Origin of the sequence: Leucobacter komagatae (genome assembly GCF_006716085.1) — a bacterium.
GTDB lineage: Bacteria > Actinomycetota > Actinomycetes > Actinomycetales > Microbacteriaceae > Leucobacter > Leucobacter komagatae.
In genome coordinates this window covers 1,397,867-1,417,087 of record NZ_VFON01000001.1, presented here as the reverse complement: position 1 = coordinate 1,417,087, position 19,221 = coordinate 1,397,867, and the positions used below count along the sequence as shown (strand labels likewise).

Sequence of the window (19,221 nt, the reverse complement as noted above, 5' to 3'; positions counted from 1 at the left end):
CGAATAGCGTACGGAGCGTGACTGAGAATTCGCCTGCCGCTCTCGCGGCTCCCTACGATGCCCTGCTCCTGTGCTCCTTTGGTGGCCCCAACGGCCCCGACGACGTGCTGCCGTTCCTGCGCAACGTCACCGTTGGCAAGAACATCCCTGAGGACCGACTTGTCGAAGTGGGTGAGCACTACGGCCATTTCGGGGGGAAGAGCCCGATCAACGAGCAGAACCTCGACCTGTTGCAGGCGCTCCAGGCCGAACTCGGTCGCCGCGGCATCGAGCTGCCCGTCGTGTGGGGCAACAGGAACTGGCACCCGTACACGGTAGACACGCTGCGCGACGCCGTCGCGTTCGGCGCGAAGCGCGTGCTCACTATCGTGACGAGCGCGTACGCGTCGTATTCCGGCAGCCGCCAGTACCGCGAGCACCTGGCCGCTGCGGTCGCTGAGCTCGGCGACGCCGCTCCCGAGATCGATATTGTGCGCCCCTTCTTCAACGACCCGGGGTTCGTCATGGCGAACGCCGACGCGATCGCCGAGGCTGCGGCGCAGCTCGACGGCGGGCTCGCTGGCGCCCACATCGTCTACGTCACACACTCGATCCCAGACACCATGCAGGATGCCTCGGCCGAGACCGGCCCCGGCTACCGCGAGCAGCACGAAGACGTGCTCGCGACGATCAACGCGTTCCTGACTGGCGACGTGGCGCCGACCTTCGAGTCGTCGCTCGCCTACTGCTCGCGCTCCGGCGACCCGCGCACGCCGTGGCTCGAGCCCGACGTCAACGACCACCTCGAGGAGCTCGCGAAGCAGGGCGTTCGCAAGGTTGTCATCGCCCCGATCGGCTTCATCTCAGATCACATGGAGGTCGCGTTTGACCTCGACACCGAGGCGCTCGAGACGGCGGAGGAGCACGGCATTCAGGCCGTTCGCGCTGACACCGTCGGGGTGCGCGACAAGTTCGTTGCCGGGCTCGTCGACCTCATCGTCGAGCGGGCGGCCCGCGAGCGCGGCGAAGAGGCCACGCCGGTCACCGTCGGGGAGTTCCCGGCGCTGCCAGACGTCGCTCCACCCGGGAGCTGCCGCATGCGCCACGGCGAGGTCACGGGAATCCCCGTGCTTGCCGGGGCCGAGGACTAACTGAAGGAGAGAGACCGTGACCGAGACCGTTCGCCCCGTCATCGACCACAGCGAGATCGCCGAGTCCATCAATGAGGCGGTGAACTACACGATGTTCGCGGTGTTCCGTGAGGAGCGTTCCGCGGCCCCCGTTGGGGATCCGGCCGCCGCAGCCGCTTCGACCACTGCGGCGCTCGCCGCGATCGATGGCCTGACTGTTCGCGGCTGGTACGACATCGCAGGCTTCCGGGCCGACGCCGATGTGCTGGTCTGGCTGCACGCGCCCTCGACCGAGGCGCTGCAGGCCGGCTACCGCGCGATCCTTGCGGGCGCTTCGGGCAGGCTCTCGCCGGTCTGGTCGAACATCGGCGTGCACCGCGCAGCCGAGTTCAACCGCGCACACATCCCCGCCTTCCTGGCGGGGGAGACCCCGGGCGACTACCTTTGCGTGTACCCGTTCGTGCGCAGCCGTGACTGGTACCTGCTGCCCGACGAGGAGCGCTCGAAGATGCTCCGTGAGCACGGCGCTGCGGCTCGCGACTACGGCGACGTACTTGCGAACACGGTTGCCTCGTTCGCGCTTGGCGACTACGAGTGGCTGCTGGCGTTCGAGTCCGCTGACCTCACGCGCATCGTCGACCTCATGCGCGAGCTTCGCGCGACGGAGGCGCGACGCCACGTCATCGAGGAGACCCCGTTCTTCACGGGCCCGCGTGTGGCCCCTGAAGTGCTGCTCGCCCGCGTGCTCGGAGGGCTCGCGGCATAGGCCGGGTGCGCGGCACAGGCCAGGTGCGCACTCAACACACTTGAACGGGTCAGTTCGCCGTGGGGGCGGGCTGGCCCGTTCGGGTATCTGGGCCGCCACCCATGCCCCCGACACCCCACCCCCACCCCCACCCCCCCCAATTTCTCCGGAGCGCATCATATTCGATCGGATTTCGACGTGTTCTCGCGAAAATGAGGTGTTTTGGCGGCGGGTGGGGCGGGCGGTGTTTGGCACACGCAGTGGGTGGGACTAGGCCCCAACGATTGTGAGGTCGGGAAGGCCGCGCACGGGGGCGGTGTCGGTCACTTGCGAACCAGTGAGCTCCAGCATTCGAAGGTTTCGCAGGGTGCTGAGCGGGGAAAGGTCCGATACGTCGGTCGCTTCGATGTCGAGCCACTCAAGCTCGGCGAGGCCGGCGAGCGACGTGAGGTCGCGAACCTCCGTCTCAGCAAGCTTGAGCGATTGGAGCTTGGCGAGCGAGCGCAGCGGCCCAAGATCACGTACCGCAGTCCAACGAAGGTCGAGCACTTCGAGGTTGCGCAGGCTCGCGAGTGGCGAGAGGTCGGTCACGTGTGTGCCACTGAGGAACACGTGGGTGAGCTGGTCGAGGCCCCCCAGCGCCTCGATGTCTGCCACCGGAGTCCAACGGAGGTCGAGACGAACCAACGCCTTGAGGTGTGAGAGCGGCTCAAGATCGTGCACCGCGGCGCCGTGGAGACGAAGCTCAGTGAGCGCTGTCAGCTGCGCCAGCGGTGCGAGGTCTGAGTCCGGTAACTCATCGAGCTCAAGAAACTGCGTGGCCGCGACCGCCGCACCGTCGAGAGGAGTACCCGTTGGGCGGCCCAGACCTGCATTGACAGCGGCGGTGATGCCATCGGCCCCTCGAAGAGCACTGCGTTGCTTACTCATGTGCTTGTCCGTTTCCCCGGGGGTTGAATTCGGGCTCAATTGGCCGCCTCGGAGCCCCCGAGACCCTCCAACCGGTACCCCATACCGGGCTCGGTGAGAATGTGCACGGGGTTCGCCGGGTCAGCCTCGATCTTCTTGCGCAGCTGCGAGACGTATAGCCTCAGGTAGCCGGTGTCTTCTGCGTGCTCGGTGCCCCAGATCGTCGTCAGCAGGGTCTGCCTGGTCACAAGCTTGCCCGCGTTGCGGATGAGAATCTCGATCACCTGCCACTCGGTCGGGGTGAAGCGAATCTGGCGCTCGCCCGCAGGCGATGCCTGCACGGCGCTGTGCGCGGCGAGGTCAATCGTCACGTCGCCGAGTCGAGCGACGGGCGCGACGGGCTCAACGTCCCCCGCCGAGACCCGCCTGGTGAGCGCACGGATACGGGCGAGCAGCTCGCCAACCGAGAACGGTTTTGTGACGTAGTCGTCGGCGCCCGCGTCGAGCGCCTCAATCTTGTCGGAGGCGCCAGCGCGGCCCGACACGACGAGGATCGGCGCCCGCGACCAGCCACGAATCGCGTGGATCACCTCGACCCCGTCAAGCTTCGGCATCCCGAGGTCGAGAATCACGAGGTCGGGTTCGTGCTCGATCGCGGCTGAGATCGCCTCAGCCCCGTCGACGGCCGTCGACACCTCGTGCCCCTGCGCGGCGAGCGTGATGCGAAGCGCGCGCAAGATCTGCGGGTCGTCGTCGGCGATCAGGATCTTCACGGCCGCGCAGCCCCGTCCGTCTCGGTCGCGAGTGATATGACCATCGTGAGCCCTCCTCCTGGGGTGTCCTCAGGGGTGAGCGTACCGTGCATCGCCTCGATGAAGCCACGGGACAGCGCGAGGCCGAGGCCGAGGCCCGTGTCGTTGTCGGTGTCGCCGAGCCGCTGGAACGGCACAAAGATGTCGTCGCGCTTGTCGGCCGGAACCCCGGGGCCGTGGTCAACGACGCGCACCTCTAGGGTGCCAGCGAAGACGCTCGTCGTGATGACGACAGGCTCGCCCGCGGGGGAGTGGCGCGTCGCGTTCGCGAGCAGGTTGACAATGACGCGCTGCAGGAGGGCAGGATCGGCCTGCGCTCGAGCGTCTCCGTGGTTGAGGGCGAGGCGCACGTCTGCGGGGCCGAGGCCGAGCTCGTCGAGCGCGGGCGCGATCGCCTCGGCTGGGTCGGTCGGCCGGTTCGCGATGCTCAGGGCGCCGCCCTGCAGCCTGCTCACATCGAGCAAGTCGGTGAGGAGGGCAGCGAGCGCACCGAGGCTCTCTTCGGCCGTGTCGAGTAGCTCCCCGCGATCCTCATCGGTGAGTTTGAGGCCGCTCGTGCGGAGCCCGCCGACCGCCGCCGTTGCGGCCGCGAGTGGCCGCCGCAGATCGTGGCTGAGGGCAGTGAGGAGCGCGCCGCGAACCCGGTCTGACGCCGCGATCGGTTCGATCTCCTTCGCGGTCTGCTCGAGCTCCTGGTGCGCGAGCGCGGCCGAGAGCTGAGCGACGACGACCGAGAGTAGGCGCTGTTCTGATGCCGCGAGCGGCGGCCCGTAGAGTTCGAGGTGCGCGCCGTCACCAAGGGCGATGCGGGTGAGTGGGTCGCTATCGGTGTGGGCCCCCGAGCTCGCGATGACGCCCTCTGTCCCGCCGTCCACGACGCGCACGGCGGGCAGCCCGAAGGCCTCGCGGGTGCGCTCGGCGAGGGCCTGCGCCGCGTCATCCCCGCGCAGTACGCTGCCCGCGATCGTCTGGATGAGCTCGGACTCGGCGGCCGAGCGTTTCGCGGCCCGGGTGTGGCGCGCCGCCCGGTCGACGATGATACTCACAAGGCTCGCGATGACGACGTAGAGCGCGAGCGCGAGGAGGTGCAGCGGCTCGTGAATATGGACGGTGAAGATCGGCTCGATGAAGAAATAGTCGAGCGTGAGCCCCGAGAACACGGCGGCGAAGAGCGCCGGCCAGATGCCGCCGACGAGCGCGACGATGACGGTGAGTAGCTGGTAGCTCAGCACGTCGCTCGTGATCGAATCGGGCGTGCGCGACAGCATGAGCAGGGACGTGAGGATCGGGCCGCCGAGCAGCGCGACGACGAAACCGAGGATCCGCCGCTTGGCGGTGAGCGCGCCCGTGAGCGGCGGCAGCGCGAACCTGCGGGCGGCCGCGGCGTGGTTCACCATGTGCACGTCGATCTCACCCGACTCGCGCACCACGGTCGCGCCGATTCCCGGGCCCGTGAGGGCTGCGGCGAACCTGCCGCGGCGGCTCGCGCCGAGCACGAGCTGCGTCGCGTTCTGGGAGCGCGCGAACTCGACGAGCGCCGTCGGCACGTCCTCGCCCACGACCTGGTGGTAGCTGCCGTTGAGCTTCTCGACGAGCGCGCGCTGCTGCGCGAGTACGTCTGGCCCGGCGGTGCGCAGCCCGTCTTGCGTCGTGACGTGCACCGCGAGCAGTTCGCCGCCCGACGACCTGGCTGCGATGCGCGCGCCACGGCGCAGCAGCGTCTCGCCCTCGGGCCCGCCCGTGAGCGCGACGACGACTCGCTCGCGCGCCTCCCAGGTTCCCTTGATTCCGTGCGCGGTGCGGTACCCGCGCAGCGCCTGGTCGACCTCGTCGGCGAGCCACACGAGCGCGAGCTCGCGCAGCGCCGTGAGGTTGCCGAGCCTGAAGTAGTGCGAGAGCGCGGCATCGACGCGCTCGGCCGGGTACACGAAGCCCTCCGCGAGCCTGTCGCGAAGCGACTGCGGGGCGATGTCGACGAGCTCGAGCTCATCGGCCGAGCGGAGAAAGCTGTCGGGCACGGTCTCTTGCTGGGGCACTCCCGTGATCTGCTCGACGACGTCGTTCAGCGATTCGATGTGCTGCACGTTGAGCGTCGAGATGACGTCGATGCCGGCCGCGAGCAGCTCCTCGACGTCTTGCCAGCGCTTCTCATGCGTTGACCCCGGAACGTTTGTGTGTGCGAGCTCGTCGACGAGGGCGAGCTCGGGTTTGCGCGCGAGCACGGCCGCGAGATCCATCTCCTCGAGCGCGACACCGCGGTGAACGACGCGAGCGCGGGGCAGCGTGGGGAGACCTACGGCGAGCGCGGCCGTCGCAGCGCGGCCGTGCGACTCGACGATCGCGACGACCACGTCGCGGCCATCGGCGTGGAGCCTGCGCCCCTCCTCCAGCATGGAGAACGTCTTGCCGACGCCGGGCGCCGCGCCAAGAAACACCCGCAGCCTGCCCCGCTTCGCCATGCTCACCCCCGCAACTGCTCGAGCGCCAGATTGAGTTCGAGTACGTTCACCCTACTCTCGCCCAGGTACCCCAGGTCTGGCCCCGCAGTGTGCGCCCTGACGAGCTGTTCGACCTCGGCGGAACTGAGGCCCCTGGCTTCAGCGACGCGCTCCACCTGGATCGCGGCGTAGGCCGCGCTGATGTGCGGGTCGAGGCCCGAGGACGAGGCCGTGACGGCGTCGGCTGGGACCTCTGCCTCGGGCACCCCGTTGAACTCGGCGACCTGCGCCTTGCGCTCGCCGATCGCGGCGACGAGGTCGGGGTTCTCGGGGCCGAGGTTCGACCCCGACGACGCGGCGCCGTCGTAGCCGTCGCCCGCCGCCGAGGGGCGGGGCTGGAAGAACGCGGGGTCAGGATCGCCTGCGGCCGTGAGAAACTGCTGGCCGATGAGCGAGGAGCCGACTGGCGAACCCGCTGAGTCTCTCACGAGGGAGCCGTTCGCCTGAGCGGGCAGCGCGAGCTGGCCGACCCCGGTCACGGCGATCGGGTAGGCGACGCCGAGCAGGATCGTGAAGAGCGCCATGGCCCGCACTGCGGCCCAGACGGTTCGGCGTGACGTGCGTCGTGCAGCGTTCATGATGTGTGCTTCTTTCGTGGTGCGCTAGAACCCGGGGATGAGCCGGACCAGCTGGTCGATGAGCCAGATGCCGAGGAAGGGGGCGACGACACCGCCGAGGCCGTAGACGGCGAGGTTGCGGCCGAGGATCTGGGCGGCGCCGCCCGGGCGATACTTCACGCCGCGCAGGGCGAGCGGGATGAGCGCGATGATCACGAGGGCGTTGAAGATGATCGCGGAGAGCACCGCCGAGGCCGCCGAGTGGAGGCCCATGATGTTCAGCGCCGCGAGCCCGGGGAAGACGCCCAAGAACATGGCGGGGATGATCGCGAAGTACTTCGCGATGTCGTTGGCGATCGAGAACGTCGTGAGCGCGCCGCGGGTGATGAGCAGCTGCTTGCCGATGCGCACGATCTCGATGAGCTTTGACGGGTCTGAGTCGAGGTCGACCATGTTGCCCGCCTCTTTCGCCGCCGACGTGCCCGAGTTCATCGCGACGCCGACGTCTGCCTGCGCGAGCGCGGGCGCATCGTTCGTGCCGTCGCCGGTCATCGCGACGAGGTTGCCGCCCTCCTGCTCCCTGCGGATGTAGGCGAGCTTGTCTTCCGGGGTCGCCTCGGCGAGGAAGTCGTCGACGCCGGCTTCGCGGGAGATCGCGGCGGCGGTGAGCGCGTTGTCGCCGGTGATCATAACGGTGCGGATCCCCATCGCCCGGAGCTCCTTGAACTTTTCGGGCAGGCCCTCCTTTACGACGTCTTTCAGATGGACGACGCCGAGTAGTCGGCGCTCGCCTTCGGCCGCTCCGCTGCCCGAGCGCATCGCGACGACGAGTGGGGTGCCGCCGGTCTCCGAGACCTCGGCGACGCGCTGCTGGAGCTCTGCCGACCGCTGCGGGGGCAGCGGTGCGCCGCCCTCCTCGAGCCACGCGATGATCGCGGAGCCCGCGCCCTTGCGGATTTCGGTGCCGTCGGGGAGATTGAGCCCAGACATTCTTGTCTGCGCGGTGAACGGGACGATCTCGCCCTGGGTGTTCCTGTCGAACTGCGCGCCCAGCCCGTCCGCGAGCTCGACGATCGAGGCGCCCTCCGGCGTCGGGTCGGCGAGTGAGGAGAGCGCTGCCGCCGTGACGAGCTCGCTCTCGGTGATGCCGGGCAGTGGGATGAAAGCGCTCGCGCGGCGGTTGCCGTACGTGATCGTGCCCGTCTTGTCGAGCAGCAGCGTGGTGACGTCACCCGCAGCCTCGACTGCGCGGCCCGAGGTCGCGAGCACGTTGCGCTGCACCAGGCGGTCCATGCCGGCGATGCCGACTGCGCTGAGCAGCGCCCCGATCGTCGTCGGAATAAGGCAGACGAGCAGCGCGGTGAGCACGGTCAGGCTGACGGGGGCCGCCGCGTACGACGCGATCGGGTTGAGTGTCAGCGCGACGACAACGAAAACGATCGAGAGGCTTGCGAGCAGGATGTTGAGCGCGACCTCGTTCGGGGTCTTCTGCCTGGCCGCGCCCTCGACGAGCGCGATCATGCGGTCAACGAAGGTGTCGCCCGGGCGCGACGTGATGCGCACGATAATCCGGTCACTCAGCACGCGCGTACCGCCCGTCACCGCCGAGCGGTCGCCGCCGGATTCGCGCACGACCGGCGCCGACTCGCCTGTGATTGCCGATTCGTCGACCGAGGCGATGCCCCAGACAATATCGCCGTCGCCAGGGATGAGTTCGCCCTGCTCGACGACCACGACGTCACCGACGCGCAGCTCCGCCGAAGGCAGCGGCGAGAGGGCCGCGCCTGTCGCTGCGGGGTCGCCGGCCTCGTCGTAGCCGTCGACGCGATGCGCGACCGTCGTCGTGCGCGTCTTCCTGAGCGAGTCTGCCTGGGCCTTCCCACGCCCCTCGGCCACTGACTCGGCGACGTTTGCGAAGAGCACTGTCGCCCAGAGCCACGCGGCGATGGCCCAGGTGAACGAGCCGGGCACCGCGCTGCCGCCCGACTGCGCCGGGCCGCCGAGGAACGGTTCTGCGATCGCGAGCGCGGTGGTGAGCGCCGCGCCGGCCCACACGATGAACATGACGGGGTTGCGCCACTGCTCGCGCGGGTCGAGTTTGCGAAGCGCGCCCGGCAGGGCCGCGACGAGCACGGCGAGCGAGAACCCGTTCTTGGCGGGGACTGTGTGCGTTGACATGGTTACATGAGCCCTTCAGCTAGGGGGCCTAGCGCGAGAACGGGAAGGAAGGCGAGCGCGGAGAGCAGGATCGTGACCGCGGCAAGGAGCCCGACGAAAAGCGGGCGGTGGGTGGGGAGCGTGCCAGAGGTCGCGGGGACGATGTCCTGCTGCGCGAGCGACCCGGCGAGGGCAAGCACGAGCATGATCGGTACGAAGCGGCCGAGCAGGATCGTGACGCCGAGCGCCGTGTTCAGCCACGGGGTATCGGCGGTGAGCCCGGCGAAGGCCGAGCCGTTGTTGTTCGCCGCCGACGTGAACGCGTAGAGCACCTCTGACATGCCGTGCACGCCGGGGTTCGCAATCGACTCGCTCGTGACGCTCTCGCGCACGCCGGGCAGCGCGAAGCTCAGCGCCGTTCCGGCGAGCACGAGGGTCGGCATCACCAGAATGTAGAGCGCGGCGAGCTTGATCTCGCGGGGCCCGATCTTTTTACCGAGGTACTCGGGCGTGCGGCCGATGAGTAGGCCCGAGATGAACACGGCGATCACGGCGAGCACGAGGAGGGCGTAGAGCCCCGACCCGACGCCGCCTGGAGAAACCTCGCCGAGCATCATGTTGAGCATCGGGAAGAACCCGCCGAGCGCGGTGTACGAGTCGTGCATCGAGTTCACCGCGCCGGTCGAGGTGCCCGTGCTCGTCGTTGCGAAGAGCGTCGAGCCGACGATGCCGAAGCGCTGCTCTTTGCCCTCGAGCGCGGCCCCGGCGAGCTCGGGCGCCGTCCCGCGGCCCGCGAGCTCGACGAGCGTGAGCGCCGTGAATGACGCGACGTAGAGCAGCCCCATCACCGAGAGGATCGCGTAGCCCTGCCGGTTGTCGCCGACCATGCGGCCGAATGTGCGGGGAAGCGAGAACGGGATTGCGAGCATGAGTAGCACCTGGAAGATGTTGGTCCAGGGCGTCGGGTTCTCGAACGGGTGCGACGAGTTCGCGTTGAAGAAGCCGCCGCCGTTCGTGCCGAGCAGCTTGATCGCCTCCTGCGAGGCCGTTGGCCCGCCAGGGATCGACTGCGTGGCACCCGCAACGGTTGTCACGTCGGTGAAGCCGTTGAAGTTCTGGATAACACCGCCCGCGAGCAGCACGATTGCGCTGACCGTGGCGAGCGGCAGCAGCAGGCGGACGATGCCGCGCACGAGGTCGACCCAGAAGTTGCCGATCGTGCCCGACTTTCGGTAGGCGAAGCCACGCACGAGTGCAACGGCGACGGCGATGCCGACGGCCGCTGAGGTGAAGTTCTGCACGGCGAGGCCCGCGATCTGCACGGTGTAGCCGACGGTCGCCTCCGGCGAGTACGACTGCCAGTTCGTGTTGCCGACGAACGAGGCCGCCGTGTTGAACGAGAGCGGGGCGCTCGGGGCGCCGAGGCCGAGGGAGTACGGCAGAAACTGCTGCAGCCGTTGCAACCCGTACACGAGCAGTAGGCCGACAGCCGAGAACGCGAGCACGCCGCGCAGGTACGCGCGCCACGTCTGCTCGGCCCCCTCATCGATGCCGATGACGCGGAAGATGCCGCGTTCGACGCGCCAGTGCTTCGTCGACGTGTAGACCCACGCCATGTAGTCGCCGAACGGTCGATAGATGATGGCGATCAGGGCGGCAACCGTGAAGAGTGCCATGAGAGCGGTAAGAATGCTCATCAGAACTTCTCCGGTCGGGTGAGTGAGGCGGCGAGGTAGGCGAGGGCCGCGAGCGCCAGGGCCGCGGCGATGATGTTGAAGACGATCACAGCTTCTCCACCGCCTTCGCGAGCAGGCCGATGAGTGCGAAGAGGGCGATCACGCCGGCCGCGTAGACCACATCGAGCACGATGACTCCGTTCAAGAGAGTGACGCCCTGGCCGGTGCCAGGGCGGTGCGCCTCAGTGGCGCATGTTCTGATTGAATACCCGCGGGGCGCCCAAAAACGGCGTCCTAACGGAATCCATACGGCCGCTCCGCGATCCCTAACGAGAACCCAACGCCCCGCGCGAAAACTGGGGGAGTGACCGCGAACTATCAGTGCGCTAATCTCCACCTATGAGTAGTTCTCGCATGCAGCCAACCGTCACGCAGCCGAAGCTAGGGGCCGGGAAGTGAGCGAGACAGGCGAGCTCGCGCAGCTGCGCGAGCGGCTTGACGCGCTCGAGTCCGAAAACACCGACCTGAAGCGGGAGAAGGGTCGCCCCGCTGGGGCGCGATCCCGAACCGCGGCTGCGGTGATCCTCATCCTGCTCGCCGCGCTGCTCGCGCCCGCCGCGGTCGTAAGCACCTGGGTGCGCGCGGAACTCATCGACACCGATCGCTTCGTCTCGGGCCTCGCCCCCCTCGCCGAAAAACCCGCGGTGCAGTCGTACATCGCCGACGAGGTCGTCGTCGCGATCGAGGGCAGCCTTGACATCGAGGCCGTCGTGCACGACGCCGTGAGCGGCCTGAAAGCCCTTGACCTGCCGCCGCAGGCGACCGCGGCGTTCGGGCTGCTCGAGGGGCCCGCCGTGCACGGAATCCAGTCCATTGTGCGCACCACCGTCGATCGCATGGTCGCGTCGCCGCAGTTCGCGCAGATCTGGGAGGTCGCGCTGCGCCAGACCCACGCGCGCGCGATCGCCGTCATTCAGGGTGACCCCAACAGCGCCGTGCAGCTCTCCGGCGACGGCACCGTCTCCATCGAGCTCGGCACCATCATCGCCGAGGCGAAGACACTGCTCGTCGCACAGGGCGTCGACCTCGCGACGCTCATCCCGGAGATCGACAAGTCGATCCCGCTCGTGACCTCCGACTCGCTCACCCAGGTGCGCACCGCCTATTCGTTCGCGACGGCGGTCGGCTACTGGCTCCCGTGGCTCGTGCTCGCGCTGCTCGTCGGCGGCATCGCGATCGCCACGCGCCGGAGCCGGGCCGCGCTTGGCGCCGGCATCGGACTCGCCGCGTCGTTCCTGCTGCTGCTCGCAGGCATCGGCACCGGCAAGGTGTTCTTCCTCGCGACGGTGAGCCCCGCCTTCATGCCGGTCGCGACGGCTGAGGCGCTGTTCGGGCAGGTCACGGTGAACATCCACGCGATCCTCGTCGCGCTCGTCGTGCTCTCGTGCGTGATCGCGCTCGCCGCCTGGCTGTTCGGCGGGTCGCGGCAGGCTCGCGCGATGCGCGGCGCGGCAAACCGGGGCTTCGCTCGGCTTCGCGGCGGCCTCGACAGGCTGCACCTTGACCCCGGCCCCGTCGGCACCTGGGTCGATAGGCTGCGGCCGGCGATCTGGTTCGTTGCTGTCGCCGTGACCGTGCTCGCGGTGTTCTTGAACCGGCCGATCTCCCTCGGGGGCGTCACGGCCGCGCTGGTGTGGCTCGTCGTGGCGCTCGTCGCGGTGGAGCTGTTGCGCAGGCCGCGGGGCCCGGAAGCCGGAAAACCTGGAGCAACGCAACAAATCTCTTGACGTTGCATCAATGCGTCGTTCATGCTTGGGTGTACCGAAAGCCTGCGTTTGGCTCGCCCGCTCGCGGCGCGAGCCTCGCCGGTCCACTCATCACAACCGCTCAACGCGACGACGCGAAGGGAAGACCCACATGGAACGCGAGATTTACGAAGAGATCCACGACGATTTTCGTGAGATGGTGAAGGAGTTCATCAAGCGCTACGTCACCGCCGAGAAGGCGAACTCGTGGGAAGAAGCTGGTGAGGTTGACCGCGCGACGATGCTCGCCGCAGCCGAGCACGGCATCGTCGGTCTCTCGGTTCCCGAGGAGTTCGGCGGGGCCGGCATGCTCGAGGATTACCGCTTCCGCTCGATCGTGCTCGAAGAGCTCACCATCTCTGGCACCGGCGGTGCGCTCGCGGGCGCAGTCGGCATCCAGGATGACCTCGCAGTCCCGTACATCGCTCGGTTCGGCACCGACGAGCAGAAGAAGAAGTGGCTGCCGAAGATGGCCTCGTGCGAGGTGCTCGGCGCGCTCGCGATGACCGAGCCCGGTACCGGCAGCGACCTCCGCGGCGTCACGACGACGGCGAAGAAGACCGAGGGCGGCTACATCGTCAACGGCGCGAAGACCTTCATCTCGAGCGGCAAGACAGCCGATATGGTCGTGACGTTCGTGAAGACCGGCGAGGGCAACCGCCCCGACGCGTTCAGCCTCATCATTATCGAAGACGGCATGGAAGGCTTCGACCACGGCCGCAAGCTCCACAAGATGGGCTCGCACGGCCACGACACCGCCGAGCTGAGCTTCGTCGACGTGTTCGTGCCCGACGAGAACCTCATTGGCGGTGTCGAGGGGCACGGCTTCGTGCAGCTCATGGAGAACCTGCCGCTCGAGCGCCTCTCGATCGGCGTCGCGGCGACCGCGATCGCGCAGGCAGGGTTCCAGTGGACCCTCGACTACACGAAGAGCCGTGAGGCGTTCGGTAAGCCCGTCGCCGACTTCCAGAACACGCGCTTCAGCCTCGCAGACATGGCGACAACCGTCGATGTCATGTGGGCGTACATTGACCGCGCGATGAAGCTCTTCATGGAGGGCAAGCTCACCGCAGACGAGGCGGCCAAGGTGAAGTTCTGGTGCACCGAGCGCGAGTGGGAGATCCTCGACCAGGGCGTCCAGCTCCACGGCGGCTACGGCTACATCACCGAGTACCCCATCGCCCGTGCCTTCCTGGACGCGCGTGTGCACCGCATCTACGGCGGCACGAACGAGGTCATGCGCGAGATCGTCGCGCGCGCCGTCACCGGCCGCAAGTAGCGTCTCCCGGCTTCGCGCCGTTTAGCGGCTTCGTGCCGCGCCACTCAGACTCGCGCATGCCCCACTAGCATTGGGGCATGCGCGAGTCTTTTGATCTCAATGAAGCGAGCATCGCCGACGTGCTCACCGCCTACGAAACGGGAGAGACGACCCCGACCGCTCTGACACGGGAGTACCTCGCCCGCATCGACACGTACGACGCGGGCCCGGAAGGGCTGCACGCCGTCGTGGTGCCAAACCCCGAGGCGCTTGCCCAGGCCGCAGAGTCTGACGCGCGGTGGGCGGAGGGCACGCCCCGCGCGCTTGAGGGGGTGCCGTTCACCGTGAAGGATTCGTACATGGTGCGGGGACTTACCGTCGCCTCCGGCTCACCCGCATTTGAGCACCTCGTCGCCCAGTGGGACGCGTTCTCCGTCGCCAAGCTGCGGGAAGCCGGGGCGGTGCTCCTCGGCAAGACGAACATGCCGCCGATGGCAGACGGCGGGATGCAGCGGGGCGTCTACGGCCGCGCGGAGTCGCCGTACAACCGCGACTACCTCGCGGCGGCGTACGCCTCGGGTTCGTCGAACGGTTCTGCCGTCGCGACGACCGCAAACCTCGCCGTGTTTGGCATGGGGGAGGAGACGGTCTCGAGCGGGCGCAGCCCGGCCTCGAACAACGGCCTGTGCGCGTACACGCCGTCGTGGGGTGTGCTGTCGATCCGCGGCAACTGGCCGCTGTTCCCCGCGCGCGATGTGGTCGTGCCCCACACCCGGTCGATGCCTGACATGCTGCGACTGCTCGACGTGCTCGTGCAGGACGACCCCATCACCCGGGGCGACTTCTGGCGCGCCCAGCAGGTGGTGCGGGTGCCGAAGCCGAGCGAGCACCGGCCCGAGTCGTACCTCGCGCTCGCTGGTGCGACGGGCTCTGCTGGTGCGGCTGGCGACGCGGGCTCCGCTGGTGCCGCGACTGGCGCTGGTGCCGCGGGCTCTGCTGGTGCGGCCGTCGCCCGCCCGCTCGCGGGAAAGCGCTTCGCCGTGCCGAAGATGTACCTCGGGGTTGACCCCGCGTTCCCGATTGCGGTGCGGCCGTCCGTGCTTGACCTCTGGCGTGCAGCGGAGGCGCGGCTCGTCGCCCTCGGCGCCGAAATCGTGGTGACTGACTTCCCGCTCATCGAGCAGTACGAGGGGGATAGGCCGGGGCAGGAGAATGTCGGCGCCCTTGGTGTGCTCCCCGACGGGTGGATGGACACCGAATTCAACCACTTCCTTGCGTATGGCTGGGACGACTTCCTTCGTGCGAATGGCGACCCGGCGACCCCGACGCTCGCTGACGTCGACCCTGACACGATCTTCCCGCGGCCTGAGGGCACCCTTCCCGATCGCTACGAGGAAGTCGAGGACTACGACAACAGATACCGGGCGGTGGTCGCGTTTGCACAGGCCGGGATCCCTGACCCGCGGGAGCGGCCCGATTTCGCAGCAGGGCTGCGTGCGCTCGTCGAGCTTCGCGAATCCCTCTTCGAATCATGGCTCAAGCGCGAAGGTTTCGACGGTGTCGTGTTCCCCGCGAACGCAGACGTGGGGCGCGAAGACGCGGAGCGCGATGCGGCCGCAGCCGACCACGCCTGGTCGAACGGCGTCTTCTTCTCGAACGGCAACTATGCACTCCGGCACCTCGGCATCCCGACCGTGACTGTCGCGATGGGGGTCATGAGCGATATCGGCATGCCGGTGGGGCTCACCTTCGCCGGCCGGGCGTACGCTGACCCTGAGCTGCTGGCGTTTGCCGCGGCGTTCGAGGCGGGCGCAGGAGCCGGGACGCTGCGTGTCGCACCGACGCTCCCGTAGTCGGCCCACCCCAGCCCACCCCAGCCCACCCCACCCCAGCCCACCCCAGCCCACCCCAGCCCACCCCACCTCGAATAATCTGTTGGACCTCAAATACCCCGAAGATTTGGGGAGCAACAGATTATTTGGGCCGGAATGGCTGGGGAAAGCGGTTGTGGGCGGGAATGATGTGTGCGAGCAGGCGTTGGGGTCGGCACCTGTCAGGATTCAGTACAGTCTTGCCAGGTGCTGACTGCCCGCGTCCGCAGTGCCCGCGCTCTCAGTGCCTGCGTCCGCAGTGCCCGCGCTCCCCGCCCAGTGCGCCTCAAATAATCTGGTCGACCTCAAATACCCCGGGCATTTGGGACGTAGCAGATAATTTGGGTTGTTTTGGTGGTGCGGCCGGCGTGGGCGGTTTGGGCAGGCCGGCGGGCAAAGGGCAGGCCGGCGTGGGCGGTTAGGGCAGGCCGGCGGGCAAGGGTCGGGCCAACGGGCGGGCCGGCGGCCGGCGGGCACGAGCCCCCCCAAAAAAATTGTCAGGCGACCGGGTCGTCTGACGCCTCCGAGACCGGTTCGTAGCGATCAACGCTGCGCGCAAGCTTCCGCAGCAGCACCGCGAGTCGCTCGCGCTCGGGCCGGTTCATCGCCCCGAGCAGCCGCTCCTCGCTGTCGGTGAGCCTGGTCATTGCGGCGTCGACGAGAGTCTGACCGCGCGGCGTCATCTCGACGAGCACGCCGCGCCCATCGTTGGGGTCGGTGAGCCTGCGCACGAGGTCGCGCTCCACTAGCCTGTCAATGCGGTTCGTCATCGTGCCGCTCGAAACCATCGTCTGCTGCACCAGCACCTTCGGGCTCTGCCGGTACGGCGCGCCGCCACGCCTGAGCACCGCGAGCACATCAAATTCCCACGATGCAAGGCCCGAGCGCTCGAACGCGTGCGACCGCGCCCGGTCGAGGTGCTTGGCGATGCGCGACAGCCTGGAGAACACGGTGAGCGGCGCAAAATCGAGGTCGGGGCGTGCTGCGCTCCACGACGCGATGATCCCGTCAACCTCGTCGGTCGAGTCTGGGGTGCGGTCTTCCATCTGCCCATTATCTCGGGTGCAGCATCTTTTTTCCCCGCGAACCCGCCGGAGTTGGCCCCGTTCTGCCCGAGAGGTGCGAAAGTGCCCGCGACGTCTGGCAGACTATATCTGTGCCGGTTTCGGTACGGTCCGCCTTGGTGTAATGGCAGCACGACAGCCTTTGGAGCTGTTAAGTCTAGGTTCGAATCCTAGGGGCGGAGCGGCGGCGGGTGAGGGGACCTCACCGCTGCGCGTCGGTTTCGGCGCAGTTCCGCGCAGTGCTCACGCCCTCGCGAACGAGAAAGGGACACCCGACATGACAGAACGCTCACTTGCTGTCGTGATCCTGGCAGCCGGCCAGGGCACCCGCATGAAGTCGACCCTCCCCAAGGTGCTGCACCGAATCGGCGGGCGCGCGCTCATCGAGCACGTGCTCGACACCGCAGCGGCCCTGTCGCCCGAGCAGATCGTTGCCGTCGTCCGGCACGAGCGTGAGCGCGTCTCCGAGGCAATCCTGAACCACGCACCCGACACGGTCATCGTCGACCAAGACGAGGTGCCCGGCACGGGCCGCGCTGTCGAGCTCGCACTCGCGGCGCTCCCCGCCGACTTCGACGGCTCCGTCGTCGTGCTCTCGGGCGACGCCCCGCTCGTCGACGGCCCGTCGGTGACGAGCCTGCTCGACGGCCACTTCGCGGAGCACCGTGACATGACCCTGCTGTCGGCCCTGCTTGAGAACCCGACCGGACTCGGCCGCATCCTCCGCGACGCAAGTGGCGGAATGACGGGCATCGTCGAGGAGAAGGACGCGACCGACGAACAGCGCCGGATCACCGAGATCAACGGCGGCATCTACGTGTTCGCGCACCGCGCGCTCACGCAGGCACTCGGCGAGATCGACACGAACAATGCGCAGGGCGAGAAGTACCTGACGGACGCGGCGGCGCGGATCCTCGCGAAGGGCGGCGGCGTCGAAGCCGTCGCGACGAATGATCCCTGGGTCGTCGCCGGCGTGAACGATCGAGCTCAGCTCGCTGATGCGGGCCGCGAGCTCAACGCCCGCATCATCCGCGAGCACCAGCGGAACGGTGTCACGATCGTTGACCCGGCGACGACGTGGATCGACGCCGACGTCTCCATCGAGCAGGATGTCGAGATCCTCCCCGGCACGTTCCTGCACGGCGCGACCTCGATCGCGACGGGCGCCATCATCGGCCCCGATACGACGCTGACCGATTGCGAGGTCGGCGAGGGCGTGCGCGTTCGCCGTTCGGAGGCGACGCTCGCCGCGTTCCTCGCAGGCGCAGAGGTTGGCCCGTTCGCTTACATTCGCCCGGGCACCGAGCTCGGCGAGGGCGGCAAGATCGGGGCGTTCGTCGAAGCGAAGAACGCGCAGATCGGCGAGGGCTCGAAGGTGCCTCACCTGAGCTACGTCGGTGACGTCACGATCGGCACCGGCTCGAACATCGGCGCGGGCACGATCGTCGCGAACTACGACGGCGTGAACAAGCACCAGACAGTTATCGGTGACGCCGTTCGAATCGGCTCGAAAAACGTGCTCATCGCACCGGTTACCATTGAAGACGGAACGTACACCGCGGCGGGGACAATCGTGCGCAAGCCCGTGCCCGCCGGTGCGCTCGCGATGACCGTCGCCCCTCAGCGGAATCTGGAGGGCTGGGTCGCTGCGAACCGCCCCGGGACTACCTCCGCTGCCGCCGCCGAGCGGGCCGCGAGCCCCGAGGCCGCTACAGACTCACTCAACGACACACCTCACACACTGTAGACACCGAAGGGCAAGTGGGAAAGCACTGATGAGCAAAATCGAGATGACCGGGCAGAAGAAGCTCGTTCTCATTACCGGCCGAGCGTACCCCGAGCTCGCCGAGCAAGTTGCCGCTGAACTCGGCGCTGAACTCGTTCCCACTGATGCCCGAACCTTCGCGAACGGTGAGCTCTACGCCCGCTTCGACGAGAGTGTCCGCGGCTCGGATGCGTTCGTGATCCAGTCGCACACCGACCCGATCAACGAGTGGCTCATGGAGCAGCTCATCATGGTTGACGCGCTGAAGCGCGCCTCGGCGAAGCGCATCACGGTCGTCGCGCCGTTCTACCCGTACTCGCGTCAAGACAAGAAGGGCCGCGGCCGCGAGCCCATCTCGGCGCGCCTCATCGCCGACCTCTTCAAGACCGCGGGCGCTGACCGCATCATGTCGGTCGACCTGCACGCGCCGCAGATCCAGGGCTTCTTCGACGGCCCGCTCGACCACCTGTTCGCGATGCCCGTGCTGCTCGAGCACTTCGAGAAGAACCTCAACCGCGACGACCTCACTGTTGTCTCGCCCGACATGGGCCGCGTTCGCGTCGCCGACGTCTGGAGCGACCGCCTCGGTGCGCCGCTCGCGATCATCCACAAGCGCCGCGACCCCTCGGTTGCGAACCAGGCCTCGGTGCACGGCATCGTCGGTGACGTGAAGGATCGCTGGTGCCTCATGGTCGACGACATGATCGACACGGGCGGCACGATCTCGAAGGCCGCCGAGGCGCTCAAGCAGGCCGGCGCCCGCGGCGTCACGATCGCCGCGACGCACGCGATCTTCTCGGGCAAGGCCGTCGAGTACCTCTCGCAGGATTTCATCGACCAGGTCGTCGTCATGGACACCCTGCCGGTGCCCGAGGAGAAGCGCTTCGAGAAGCTCACCGTGCTGTCGATCGCCCCGCTGCTCGCGAAGGCGATCCACGAGGTGTTCGAGGATGGCTCCGTGACCTCGATGTTCGAGGGCGCGGCCTAACCAGGCG

The 19,221-nt window shown here is 68.1% G+C and carries 15 protein-coding genes and 1 tRNA gene; 8 read left to right on the top strand and 8 right to left on the bottom strand.

Annotation, left to right across the window (positions count from 1 at the left end):
• Positions 1 to 17 precede the first annotated feature (17 nt).
• The gene (locus FB468_RS06575; protein WP_141886638.1) at positions 18 to 1,130 is read left to right on the top strand and encodes a ferrochelatase; all 1,113 of its coding nucleotides are present in this window, start codon (positions 18 to 20) and stop codon (positions 1,128 to 1,130) included.
• Positions 1,131 to 1,146: 16 nt separating this feature from the next.
• Positions 1,147 to 1,875 carry a hydrogen peroxide-dependent heme synthase gene (gene hemQ, locus FB468_RS06570; RefSeq protein ID WP_246055783.1) on the top strand — a complete coding sequence of 243 codons (729 nt, stop codon included), beginning with the start codon at positions 1,147 to 1,149 and terminating at the stop codon, positions 1,873 to 1,875.
• A gap of 249 nt (positions 1,876 to 2,124) precedes the next feature.
• Here hemQ and FB468_RS06565 read toward each other — a convergent pair whose 3' ends face one another.
• Genes FB468_RS06565 through FB468_RS06535 form a run of 7 tightly spaced genes read right to left on the bottom strand, consistent with a single transcriptional unit; the run spans position 2,125 to position 10,573 of the window.
• Positions 2,125 to 2,784, bottom strand: coding sequence for a leucine-rich repeat domain-containing protein (locus tag FB468_RS06565; RefSeq protein WP_141886637.1), 660 nt, complete (start codon positions 2,782 to 2,784; stop codon positions 2,125 to 2,127).
• A 35-nt stretch (positions 2,785 to 2,819) separates the two neighbouring features.
• On the bottom strand, positions 2,820 to 3,536 hold the full coding sequence (locus FB468_RS06560) for a response regulator transcription factor (protein WP_141886636.1): 717 nt from the start codon (positions 3,534 to 3,536) through the stop codon (positions 2,820 to 2,822).
• Positions 3,533 to 6,034: a DUF4118 domain-containing protein gene (locus FB468_RS06555; protein WP_141886635.1), complete on the bottom strand. Its 2,502-nt coding sequence runs from the start codon at positions 6,032 to 6,034 to the stop codon at positions 3,533 to 3,535. The genes FB468_RS06560 and FB468_RS06555 overlap by 4 nt, the downstream gene beginning before the upstream one ends.
• A gap of 2 nt (positions 6,035 to 6,036) precedes the next feature.
• Positions 6,037 to 6,651: a potassium-transporting ATPase subunit KdpC gene (kdpC, locus tag FB468_RS06550; protein WP_141886634.1), complete on the bottom strand. Its 615-nt coding sequence runs from the start codon at positions 6,649 to 6,651 to the stop codon at positions 6,037 to 6,039.
• Between the two features lie 24 nt (positions 6,652 to 6,675).
• Positions 6,676 to 8,808 carry a potassium-transporting ATPase subunit KdpB gene (gene kdpB / locus FB468_RS06545; protein ID WP_141886633.1) on the bottom strand — a complete coding sequence of 711 codons (2,133 nt, stop codon included), beginning with the start codon at positions 8,806 to 8,808 and terminating at the stop codon, positions 6,676 to 6,678.
• A gap of 2 nt (positions 8,809 to 8,810) precedes the next feature.
• Positions 8,811 to 10,463, bottom strand: coding sequence for a potassium-transporting ATPase subunit KdpA (gene kdpA, locus FB468_RS06540; RefSeq protein ID WP_425460820.1), 1,653 nt, complete (start codon positions 10,461 to 10,463; stop codon positions 8,811 to 8,813).
• Positions 10,464 to 10,483: 20 nt separating this feature from the next.
• Positions 10,484 to 10,573: a potassium-transporting ATPase subunit F gene (locus tag FB468_RS06535; RefSeq protein ID WP_141886631.1), complete on the bottom strand. Its 90-nt coding sequence runs from the start codon at positions 10,571 to 10,573 to the stop codon at positions 10,484 to 10,486.
• 345 nt (positions 10,574 to 10,918) lie between these two features.
• On the opposite strand from FB468_RS06535, the gene FB468_RS06530 reads away from it, so the two are divergent.
• From FB468_RS06530 to FB468_RS06520, 3 genes are all read left to right on the top strand, one after another.
• Positions 10,919 to 12,250 carry a hypothetical protein gene (locus FB468_RS06530; protein WP_141886630.1) on the top strand — a complete coding sequence of 444 codons (1,332 nt, stop codon included), beginning with the start codon at positions 10,919 to 10,921 and terminating at the stop codon, positions 12,248 to 12,250.
• A 130-nt stretch (positions 12,251 to 12,380) separates the two neighbouring features.
• Positions 12,381 to 13,547 (top strand): acyl-CoA dehydrogenase family protein, encoded by a 1,167-nt coding sequence (locus tag FB468_RS06525; protein ID WP_141886629.1) that lies wholly within the window; start codon positions 12,381 to 12,383, stop codon positions 13,545 to 13,547.
• Positions 13,548 to 13,624: 77 nt separating this feature from the next.
• Positions 13,625 to 15,379, top strand: coding sequence for an amidase (locus tag FB468_RS06520; protein WP_141886628.1), 1,755 nt, complete (start codon positions 13,625 to 13,627; stop codon positions 15,377 to 15,379).
• 515 nt (positions 15,380 to 15,894) lie between these two features.
• Here the strand turns inward: FB468_RS06520 and FB468_RS06510 are convergent.
• Entirely contained in the window at positions 15,895 to 16,443 is a 549-nt protein-coding gene (locus tag FB468_RS06510) for a MarR family winged helix-turn-helix transcriptional regulator (RefSeq protein WP_141886627.1), read from the bottom strand.
• Positions 16,444 to 16,571: 128 nt separating this feature from the next.
• Between FB468_RS06510 and FB468_RS06505 the strand changes: the two genes are divergently transcribed.
• The 3 genes from FB468_RS06505 (at position 16,572) to FB468_RS06495 (ending at position 19,214) form a co-directional block, all read left to right on the top strand.
• Positions 16,572 to 16,643, top strand: a tRNA-Gln gene (locus tag FB468_RS06505).
• Positions 16,644 to 16,738: 95 nt separating this feature from the next.
• Entirely contained in the window at positions 16,739 to 18,208 is a 1,470-nt protein-coding gene (gene glmU, locus FB468_RS06500) for a bifunctional UDP-N-acetylglucosamine diphosphorylase/glucosamine-1-phosphate N-acetyltransferase GlmU (protein ID WP_141886626.1), read from the top strand.
• Between the two features lie 28 nt (positions 18,209 to 18,236).
• Positions 18,237 to 19,214, top strand: a complete 978-nt coding sequence (locus FB468_RS06495) for a ribose-phosphate diphosphokinase (RefSeq protein ID WP_141886625.1) — start codon at positions 18,237 to 18,239, stop codon at positions 19,212 to 19,214.
• The last annotated feature ends 7 nt before the right edge of the window (positions 19,215 to 19,221 follow it).

Excerpts from the sequence above, each read along its gene's own strand:
- FB468_RS06565 (WP_141886637.1), bottom strand. The coding sequence starts at position 2,784 with ATGAGTAAGCAACGCAGTGCTCTTCGAGGGGCCGATGGCATCACCGCC.
- FB468_RS06555 (WP_141886635.1), bottom strand. The coding sequence starts at position 6,034 with ATGGCGAAGCGGGGCAGGCTGCGGGTGTTTCTTGGCGCGGCGCCCGGC.
- kdpC (WP_141886634.1), bottom strand. The coding sequence starts at position 6,651 with ATGAACGCTGCACGACGCACGTCACGCCGAACCGTCTGGGCCGCAGTG.
- kdpB (WP_141886633.1), bottom strand. The coding sequence starts at position 8,808 with ATGTCAACGCACACAGTCCCCGCCAAGAACGGGTTCTCGCTCGCCGTG.
- kdpA (WP_425460820.1), bottom strand. The coding sequence starts at position 10,463 with ATGGCACTCTTCACGGTTGCCGCCCTGATCGCCATCATCTATCGACCG.
- FB468_RS06525 (WP_141886629.1), top strand. The coding sequence starts at position 12,381 with ATGGAACGCGAGATTTACGAAGAGATCCACGACGATTTTCGTGAGATG.
- FB468_RS06520 (WP_141886628.1), top strand. The coding sequence starts at position 13,625 with ATGCGCGAGTCTTTTGATCTCAATGAAGCGAGCATCGCCGACGTGCTC.
- FB468_RS06510 (WP_141886627.1), bottom strand. The coding sequence starts at position 16,443 with ATGGAAGACCGCACCCCAGACTCGACCGACGAGGTTGACGGGATCATC.
- glmU (WP_141886626.1), top strand. The coding sequence starts at position 16,739 with ATGACAGAACGCTCACTTGCTGTCGTGATCCTGGCAGCCGGCCAGGGC.
- FB468_RS06495 (WP_141886625.1), top strand. The coding sequence starts at position 18,237 with ATGAGCAAAATCGAGATGACCGGGCAGAAGAAGCTCGTTCTCATTACC.